This is a genomic window from Rudaea sp., assembly GCF_036560865.1.
In the GTDB taxonomy this organism is placed as follows: Bacteria; Pseudomonadota; Gammaproteobacteria; order Xanthomonadales; family Rhodanobacteraceae; genus Rudaea.
The window spans coordinates 1-5,504 of the sequence record NZ_DATBQK010000157.1; the positions used below are offsets into that span (position 1 = coordinate 1).

The window sequence follows — 5,504 nt, forward strand, 5'->3', positions numbered from 1 at the left end:
GACAAGGAGGTGCAGGTCGAGCAGGCCTTGCGTTCGCCGCCGCCGCCGCGACGCACGACGGCGCTCGGCCGTTTCTTCGCCATCGGCTCCGATCCGCGCGCGTATGCGTCGCTGTTCTACATGCTGCTTGCGCTGCCCACCGGAATTTTCTACTTCGTCTGGGCGGTGACCGGGGTCAGCCTGTCGCTGGGATTGATGGTCCTGGTCATCGGCTTTCCGTTTGCCGTATTGTTCCTGAGCACGGTGCGCGCGCTGTCCCTGGTCGAAGGCAGATTGATCGAAGTGATGCTCGGCGAGCGCATGCCGCGCCGTCCGCTTTACGCCGACCAGGGCAAGCCATTTCTCACGCGCGTGAAGGAAATGTTCACCGATCCGCGCACCTGGTCGACGCTGCTCTATCTCATGCTCAGGCTGCCGCTGGGTATCGTTTACTTCGTGATGGCCGTGGTCGGCACGGTGTTGTCCCTGGCGTTGATGTTCGTGCCCGTGGTGCACGTACTTTGGAGCATCGGTCTCGTGCGCATCGACTGGGCAACGGATGTGCATTTCAACGACGGCATGCTGTTGCCGCCCGTTATTGCCGATCCACTGTGCTTTGCCCTTGGTGTTGCGCTGTTGTTCGGCTTCCTGCACCTTGCGCGCGGAGTGGGGCGGTTTCAAGGCGCGCTGGGCAAGCATCTGCTGGTCAAGTCAGTGGCCTGAGCGGCGGTTGATCACTCGGTAATTCGCCACGCGCCAGCGCAGGAGTGCCGCTAGACTCTGCGCTGCTTCTGTTCAGCTTCGACATAGACAAGCCGCGAAGCATCAACGATAATTTGTCGGTATTTCATTGGTTAATGTAATAATGCATTAATACATTGAATAGAGCCAACAACCCTGCTAGAATACCTGCATGAAACGCAGGTTTCTCGATCCCGAAACGAGCGCAGAGTCCGCCGAGGACAACCTCTGCCGTGCGCTGCTGTCGATGAAGGGCGTGGCGGAGATGCGCTCGTTCCTGCGCGATCTGTGCACGCCGGCCGAGCTCGAGGCCCTGGTCGATCGCTGGCGCGTTGTGCCGTATCTGCTGCAGGGTGTCGCCTACCGCGAAATCCACGAACGTACCGCGGTCAGTGTGACCACGATCGGCCGCGTGGCGCGTTTCCTCAGTCAGGGCAACGGCGGCTATCAGGCGGCCGTCGAGCATCACGCCGTACCGCCCCTGCGCAGGCGCGGACGGCCTGCGTCGAACAGCGGAATACACAAAAAATCATGAGCAATGTCAGCAAAACGCGGGATCGCTTGCGCATCGCCGTGCAGAAATCCGGACGCCTCGCGGAAGTGTCGCAAGATCTGCTTGCTCGCTGCGGCCTCAAATTCCGCCAGAGCCGCGACAAGCTGTTCTGCTTCGGCGAGAGTATGCCGATCGACCTGCTGCTCGTGCGCGACGACGATATTCCGGGGCTGATCGCGCAGGGCGTTTGCGATCTCGGCATCGTCGGACGCAACGTGCTCGCGGAACAAGTGCTGGCTGCGCGGGCGAACAACGAGCCGGTGCCTGCGCGCGAATTGCGCCCGCTCAATACCAGCCGCTGCCGCCTGTCGATTGCGCTGCCGCAGGATATGGAATATCAGGCTCCGCAACAGTTGCAGGGCTTGCGTATTGCGACCAGCTACCCAGCCTTGCTCGGCGCCTGGCTGGCGGAGCACGAGGTCGAGGCGAAAATCGTCGTGCTGTCGGGCTCGGTCGAAATCGCGCCGCGCCTGGGCACGGCCGATGCGATCTGCGATCTCGTATCCAGTGGCGCGACGCTGATCGCCAATCAACTGCGCGAAGCGGTGGTGATCCTCGAAAGCGAGGCTGTGGTGGTCGGCGCGCAGGACTTGCCGCTGGACGAGCGCGGCGATCTTTGCGAACTGCTGCTGCGCCGGATCGACGGCGTAATCCGGGTGCGCGAGTCGAAATTGATCATGCTGCACGCGCCGCGCTCGGCCGTGGCGATCATTCAGCAGATGCTGCCGAACGGGCAGATCCCGACCCTGCTGCCGATCGAGGGCAGCGTCGATCAGGTGGCTCTGCACGCGCTGTGTTTCGGCGCGATCACCTGGCAGCACCTCGAAGACATGAAGCGCGCCGGCGCAAGCCAGTTGCTCGTGCTGCCGGTGGAGAAGATGCTGGCATGAACGCGCGCATGGACAATGCGGCGATCGATTTGCCGATCCTCGACTGGAGCGCGATGAGTGTTGAGGCGCGCCGCACAGCCTTGCTACGCCCTGCGCTCGAGCGCGGAGCGGAACTGGCCGAAACGGTCACGCGCATACTCGATCAGGTGCGTGCAGACGGCGATGCGACTCTGCGTGCGCTGACGCGGCGTTTCGATGGCTGCGAACTGACCTCGTTCGCGGTTACCGTGGCCGAGTTCGCGGCCGCAGCCGTGCAGCTCGATCCGGAATTGAAGCGCGCGATTGCCGATGCCAAGGCCCGTATCGAGACGTTTCATCGCGCCGCCGCGCCACAAGCGGTGGTCGTCGAAACCGCGCCAGGCGTCGTCTGCGAGCGAGTATTGCGCCCGATTGGGCGCGTCGGGCTGTATGTGCCTGCGGGTAGCGCGCCGCTGCCGTCGACTGCCTTGATGCTCGGCGTGCCGGCGCAGATCGCGCAATGTCCACAAGTGGTAATGTGTACTCCGGCTGCCAAAGACGGCCGCGCCGATGCGGCCGTGCTTTACGTCGCTTCACTCTGCGGCATTCGTCAGGTGTTCAAGCTCGGCGGCGCGCAAGCCATCGCGGCGATGGCGTTCGGTACCGAATCGGTGCCGGCCTGCGACAAATTGTTCGGTCCCGGCAACGCCTATGTCACCGAAGCCAAGCGTCAGGTCGCGGCCCTGCCGCTGGGGCCGGCGATCGATATGCCGGCGGGACCATCCGAAGTCCTTGTGATCGCCGACAGCGGGGCGAATCCCGAATTCGTGGCGGCCGACCTGCTTTCGCAGGCCGAACATGGACCGGACTCTCAGGTGCTGCTGCTTGCTCCCGATCGCGGCGTACTCGAAGCAAGCGCCGCCGCTCTGCGCCGCCAGCTGGCGCAGTTGCCACGCGCGGATATTGCCACGACTGCGTTATCGAAAAGCCGCTTGATTCTGGTCGATTCACTGGACAGTGCGCTTGCGATCAGCAACGACTATGCGCCGGAGCACTTGATATTGAACGTGCGCGATCCGCGTGCACTTCTGGCAAAAGTGGAAAATGCCGGATCGGTATTCCTCGGTGCATGGTCGCCGGAAGCGGTTGGCGACTACTGCAGTGGCACCAACCATGTCTTGCCGACCTACGGCTACGCGCGTGCCTGGAGCGGTGTTTCCGTGGCGAGTTTCGTCAAACAGATCACCGTGCAGGAACTTGCCGCCGACGGCTTGCGCGTGATCGGTCCGAGCGCGGCCACGCTTGCGCGTGCGGAGGGCTTGGACGCGCACGAACGCGCGGTCACGCTGCGCCTCGCGGCACTGGAGTCGCAGCGATGAAACTGCTCGAACGCGCGCGTCCGCAAATTCTCGCGTTGCAGCCATATTCCTCCGCGCGCATGGAAGCGCACGACGCGGCGATCATGTTGAATGCGAACGAGTCGCCGTGGGCGCCAGTCGGCAGCGCGGAAACCGTATTGAATCGCTATCCCGATCCGCAGCCGCCGGCCCTGCGCGCGCGGCTTGCGGAGATCTACTCGGTTGCGCCCGCGCAGGTGCTGATCGGGCGTGGCAGCGACGAGGCGATCGATCTTGTCGTGCGTGCGTTCTGCCGTGCGGGCCGCGATGCGATCGCGATTTCCCCGCCGACCTTCGGCATGTATGCAGTAGCGGCGCACACGCAAGGCGCTTCAGTAATCGAGGCGCCGTTGACTGCGAATTTCCAGATCGACGTCGACGCGTTGCTGGCGCGCGTTAGCAGAAACACGAAGCTCGTCTTCGTCTGTGCGCCGAACAATCCGACCGGCACGATGGTGCCGCTCGCCAGCATCGCGCGTCTTGCCGACGCGCTGCGCGATCGTGCGCTCGTCGTAGTCGACGAAGCCTATTTCGAGTTCGCGCAAGCGACGGCGAGCGCGATCAGCCTGCTCGCGCAGCACGACAATATCGCTGTGCTGCGCACGCTGTCGAAAGCCTACGCTCTGGCCGGTGCGCGCGTCGGCGCCTTGATTGCGCACGTGGAAATCATCGCGTTGCTGCGGCGGATTCAGGCGCCATACCCGCTGCCGACCGCCTGCGTCGATGCGGCGTTTGCCGCCCTGACACCGGCTGCAGTCGACCAGTCGCAAGTGCGCATCGCGCTGTTGCTGCGCGAGCGCGAGCGCCTCGCGGCCGCATTGCCGAGTGCGGCAGGAGTTTTGGCAGTCCATCCTTCGTCGGCGAATTTTCTCTGCGTGCGTTTCGAGGATGCGGCAGACGTGTACAAACGTCTGTTCGATCTCGGCATTGTCGTGCGCGACGTGAGCCGCTATCCGGGTCTGGGTGATTGCCTGCGCATCACGGTCGGCACGCCGGCGGAAAATACGGCCTTGCTTGCAGGCCTCGGGCTGCGCGAGGTGGCGGCATGAGCGCGCGCAAGCTGTTGTTTGTCGATCGCGACGGCACCTTGATCGTCGAGCCGGCCGATCATCAAATCGATCGCTACGAGAAACTCGCGCTGGTCGACGAGGTGATTCCGGCGCTCAAGCGCTGCGTCGCGGCGGGCTACGAACTAGTGATGATCACCAATCAGGATGGTCTGGGTACCGCGAGTTTCCCGCAGGCGGATTTTGACGGCCCGCACGAATTGATGCTGCGTATTTTCGCCTCGCAGGGCATTACCTTCCACGAAGTGCTGATCGATCCGAGTTTCGCGCACGAAGGCAGAGACACGCGCAAGCCGGGTATCGGGCTGGTGCGCCATTATCTGGCCGACGACGACTGGAGCCGCACGCAATCGGCGATGGTCGGCGACCGCGAAACCGATGCGCAGTTCGCGGCGAATCTGGGCATACGCAGCTTTCGCCTCGACACTGGCGAGTGGAGCTGGAACGCGATTGCGCACGAACTCTGCGATGCGCCGCGTCGTGCTGTCGTCGAGCGCGTCACAAAGGAAACGCGCATTTCCGTGCAAGTGGATCTGGATGCGAGCGCCGAGCCCAAGGTCAGCACGGGCCTGGGCTTCTTCGACCATATGCTTGAACAGCTGGGCAAGCATGGCGGTTTTGCGCTGATCCTGAGCTGCGAGGGCGACACGCATATCGACGAACACCACACGATCGAGGATTGCGCGCTCGCACTTGGGCAGGCGCTGCGCAAGGCGCTCGGCGACAAGCGCGGGATCAGGCGCTACGGCGCCGCCGCGGAAACGTCCGCCGGCGAGGCGGCCGTTGCGATCACCCTGCCGATGGATGAAACCATCGCACGCGCTGCATTGGACCTGTCAGGACGCGCCTATTTCGTGTTCGACGGTTCCTTCCCGCGCGATCGCGTCGGCGATATTCCGACCGAGCTGGTGCCGCATTT

The 5,504-nt window shown here is 63.6% G+C and carries 6 protein-coding genes; all 6 read left to right on the forward strand.

Annotated features, from left to right (window positions below; translation table 11 throughout):
* The coding region (locus VIE67_RS14705; protein ID WP_332027201.1) for a sensor domain-containing protein at window positions 1-702 on the forward strand (702 nt) is incomplete at its 5' end.
* Between the two features lie 190 nt (window positions 703-892).
* On the forward strand, window positions 893-1,255 hold the full coding sequence (locus VIE67_RS14710; RefSeq protein WP_332027202.1) for a YerC/YecD family TrpR-related protein: 363 nt from the start codon (window positions 893-895) through the stop codon (window positions 1,253-1,255).
* A complete protein-coding gene (gene hisG, locus VIE67_RS14715) occupies window positions 1,252-2,163 on the forward strand; it encodes an ATP phosphoribosyltransferase (RefSeq protein WP_332027203.1) in 912 nt (303 codons plus the stop codon). Before VIE67_RS14710 ends, hisG begins: the two co-directional genes overlap by 4 nt.
* On the forward strand, window positions 2,160-3,500 hold the full coding sequence (hisD, locus tag VIE67_RS14720) for a histidinol dehydrogenase (protein ID WP_332027204.1): 1,341 nt from the start codon (window positions 2,160-2,162) through the stop codon (window positions 3,498-3,500). Before hisG ends, hisD begins: the two co-directional genes overlap by 4 nt.
* Window positions 3,497-4,567, forward strand: coding sequence for a histidinol-phosphate transaminase (gene hisC / locus VIE67_RS14725; RefSeq protein ID WP_332027205.1), 1,071 nt, complete (start codon window positions 3,497-3,499; stop codon window positions 4,565-4,567). Before hisD ends, hisC begins: the two co-directional genes overlap by 4 nt.
* A partial coding sequence (gene hisB, locus VIE67_RS14730) for a histidinol-phosphatase (RefSeq protein WP_332027206.1) occupies window positions 4,564-5,504 on the forward strand: 941 nt, incomplete at its 3' end. The genes hisC and hisB, both read left to right, overlap by 4 nt.

Bases quoted from the DNA above. Each gene is read 5' to 3' on its own strand.
- VIE67_RS14710 (WP_332027202.1), top strand. From the start codon at position 893: ATGAAACGCAGGTTTCTCGATCCCGAAACGAGCGCAGAGTCCGCCGAG.
- hisG (WP_332027203.1), top strand. From the start codon at position 1,252: ATGAGCAATGTCAGCAAAACGCGGGATCGCTTGCGCATCGCCGTGCAG.
- hisD (WP_332027204.1), top strand. From the start codon at position 2,160: ATGAACGCGCGCATGGACAATGCGGCGATCGATTTGCCGATCCTCGAC.
- hisC (WP_332027205.1), top strand. From the start codon at position 3,497: ATGAAACTGCTCGAACGCGCGCGTCCGCAAATTCTCGCGTTGCAGCCA.